Annotated in this window: 4 protein-coding genes; 3 read left to right on the forward strand and 1 reads right to left on the reverse strand. The window is 72.0% G+C overall.

What is annotated here, in order from left to right:
• Together B4E30_RS07375 and B4E30_RS07380 are read left to right on the forward strand one after the other, a co-directional pair.
• The coding region (locus B4E30_RS07375) for an SbcC/MukB-like Walker B domain-containing protein (protein ID WP_286794380.1) at positions 1-554 on the forward strand (554 nt) is incomplete at its 5' end.
• 29 nt (positions 555-583) lie between these two features.
• The gene (locus B4E30_RS07380; protein WP_176759383.1) at positions 584-757 is read left to right on the forward strand and encodes a hypothetical protein; all 174 of its coding nucleotides are present in this window, start codon (positions 584-586) and stop codon (positions 755-757) included.
• 9 nt (positions 758-766) lie between these two features.
• Here B4E30_RS07380 and B4E30_RS07385 read toward each other — a convergent pair whose 3' ends face one another.
• On the reverse strand, positions 767-2224 hold the full coding sequence (locus B4E30_RS07385) for a phytoene desaturase family protein (RefSeq protein WP_194384653.1): 1458 nt from the start codon (positions 2222-2224) through the stop codon (positions 767-769).
• A 110-nt stretch (positions 2225-2334) separates the two neighbouring features.
• Here B4E30_RS07385 and B4E30_RS07390 point away from each other — a divergent pair.
• A partial coding sequence (locus B4E30_RS07390) for a hypothetical protein (protein ID WP_286794382.1) occupies positions 2335-2897 on the forward strand: 563 nt, incomplete at its 3' end.

The following is a 2897-nucleotide window of genomic DNA, read 5'->3' on the forward strand; positions in this document are numbered from 1 at the left end:
TGATCGCGCGGCTCGCGAACACCGTGGCGGGCCGCGCCCCCAATACCCACCGCATGTCGCTGGAATCCTTCGTGCTCGCCGCCGAGCTGGAGGAGATCGTCGAGGCGGCCAACCTGCGCCTGTCCGAGATGTCATCCGGTCGCTACACGCTCCGGCACAGCGATGCCGTCGCGGCCCGCGGCGCATCCAGCGGTCTCGGCCTCACCGTGCTCGACGCACACACCGGACAGGCCCGTCCCGCGCAGTCGCTGTCGGGCGGGGAGACCTTCCTCGCCTCGCTGGCTCTCGCGCTCGGTCTCGCCGAAGTGGTCACATCCCGCTCGGGCGGGGTCCGCCTGGACACCCTCTTCATCGACGAGGGCTTCGGTTCCCTCGACGCCGAGACGCTCGACCTCGCGATGCGCACGCTCGACGAGCTCCGCCAGGGCGGACGCACCGTGGGCCTCATCAGCCACGTCGCGGCCATGAAGGAGCAGATCCCCGCGCAGCTGGTCGTGGAAGCCACCCGCGAGGGGCCCAGCACGCTGCGGCAGGGTGTGGCCTCGATCACGTGATGCGGCTCCCGGCACGTAGGCTGGAGGACATGACCAAAAGCACGATCTGGACCATTCTCGGCGTCATCGCGGCGGTGGTCATCGCCTGGATCCTCGTCGAGTTCGTCTTCACGGCGATCGTCTTCTTGTTCAAGCTCGTCATCGTCGCGATCGTGGCGCTCGTCGTCTTCTTCCTCCTCCGCGCCGCCTTCTCGCGGTCGTAGGCTTCGCGGTCAGCCGAAGAGATCGTCGAGCGAGACCGGCACGCCGGTCCGATCGGTGAGCGCCTGGCGGGCGGCGCGCCATCCGGGCATGCCCGTGACCCCCGGCCCCGGCGGCGTCGACGCCGACGCGAGGTACACACCGGGCATCGGTGTGCGCCACGGCGTGCGTGAGACGACCGGGCGGCGTACCGCCTGCGCGAGGGTGAACGCGCCGCCGAGGATGTCGCCGTCGATGTCCGACGGGTTCACGCGGGAGCGCTCGGCGGCCGTCACCGCATGCGAGGCCCGCACGAGGCGACGGAATCCCGGCGCGAACCGCTCGACCTGTCGGGTCACCGGCTCCGTCGGATCGAGCGTCGACGCCGGCGGCACGTGGATGTAGGCCCACAGCACATGCGTGCCGTCCGGGGCGCGCGAGGAGTCGACCACGGTGGGCTGCACGGCGAGCACGTACGGATGCTCGGGGATCCGGCCGGCTGCCACCGCGTTCTCACCTGCCTCGACCTCTGCCCGTGTGCCGCCGAGGTGCACCGTGGGGGCGCGTTCGACGTCGGCCGCCGCCCATGGCACGGGGCCGTCCAGAGCGAAATCGACCTTCGCGGCCGCCGACCCGTGCCGGTAGGCGCGGATCGCGCGGGCATAGCGGTCGGGGATGTCCGGGTGGGTCAGCAGCAGCCGTGGGGCGGTGTCCAGCAGCAGCAGGTCGCCGGCGCCCGGGTCGCCCCAATCCAGGTCGGCGAGGCTTCGCACGTGAGACCCCGTCTCGACGCTGCCACCGTGTGCTCTCAGGTCGTCGGCGAGCGCGTCGGCGATCCGCTGTGCTCCACCGCGCGGGAGAGACCACCCTTCGGGGGTGTGTGCGTGCGCGGCGAGGAACAGGCCGGAAGCGGCAGCGGCCAGGGAAGGGAGAGGGGTGTTCCCGTGCGCGAGCACGCCCGCGAGCAGAGCCTGGACGTCGGCGGAGAACGTCGTCTGCCCGGCCTTCGTGCCCGTCAGAAGCATCCCTGCTCCGAACCCCGCCATCACGAGGGGATGACGCGGCACCCGCAGGAGCTGGTCGCCGGTGACCGCCACCAGCTCGTGGATGCGACGGGACAACGGCTCGATCAGCCTGCGGTAGGCGGCACCTCCGGCCCCGAGATCGTCCACCGTGCGGTCGAGGTCATGCCACGCGATCGCCGCCCGTCCGCCGTCGAGCGGCTGCGCGTAGGAGGCCTCCGGCGTGATCCACTCGATGCGCTCGCCGAGCCCGAACGCGCGGAAGAACGGCGAGCTTCGCGCCGCCGGATGCACCGCCGACCCGACGTCGTGCCGCACCCCGGGCAGGGTGAGGCCGGCCGTGCGCACGCCGCCGCCGATGGCACTCGAGGCCTCGAGCACGTGGACGTCGTAGCCGGCGCGCGCGAGCGAGACCGCCGCGGCGAGCCCGTTCGGGCCGCTGCCCACGACCGTCGCACGCCTCGCCATGGCCCCAGTGTGGCACTGCTCCGAAGCGGTGATCTCGCCCACGCGCCGGGACGACGGTTCCTTCCCGCGACCCGGCGCGGCAGGATGGAGGCATCGAGCGAGGAGGTCTCATGGAATCGGTGGTCCTGGATGCCCCGGAGGGGATCGCGATGCGACTGGGCTGGGACCCGGCGATGAGCGAGCACGACCGCAAGCGCGCCCTCGCACGGGAGATCGTCGCCGATCACCTGGGTCTGGAGCCGAAGAAGGTGCGCGTCGAGCGCGAGGCGCCGGCACAGTTCGGCTTCCACACGCAGCTGATCGCCGAGGTCGACGGGGCCGACGTGCCGCTCGGCATCCGGAACGCGAACTTCCGTGCCGCGACGGTCGTCGCCGTCGCCGACCCCGCGGTGCCGCTGGGACTGGACCTTCGCGACAACCGGCCCGACGACGCCACGCTGCACGAGATGCAGCGTCACTCCCATCTCTTCGATGAGAACGACGTCGAGGCCCTCGTGCGGCACTGGACCCGCGTGCAGGCCGTCCGCGACGCGGACGGACGCGGAACCCGCGTTCGCGGCGAGCACGTGCGCCTGGACGCGCCCCAAGCGAGGGGGTGGATTCCCGACCGGCGGGTGCACTACCAGCTGGCGGACCTCTCCCGTGACGGCTGGATCATCACCCTCGCCTACGG

The organism is Microbacterium sp. UBA3394 (assembly GCF_002358725.1).
GTDB classification, from domain to species: Bacteria; Actinomycetota; Actinomycetes; order Actinomycetales; family Microbacteriaceae; genus Microbacterium; species Microbacterium luteum.

Bases quoted from the DNA above. Each gene is read 5' to 3' on its own strand.
- B4E30_RS07380 (WP_176759383.1), top strand. From the start codon at position 584: ATGACCAAAAGCACGATCTGGACCATTCTCGGCGTCATCGCGGCGGTG.
- B4E30_RS07385 (WP_194384653.1), bottom strand. From the start codon at position 2,224: ATGGCGAGGCGTGCGACGGTCGTGGGCAGCGGCCCGAACGGGCTCGCC.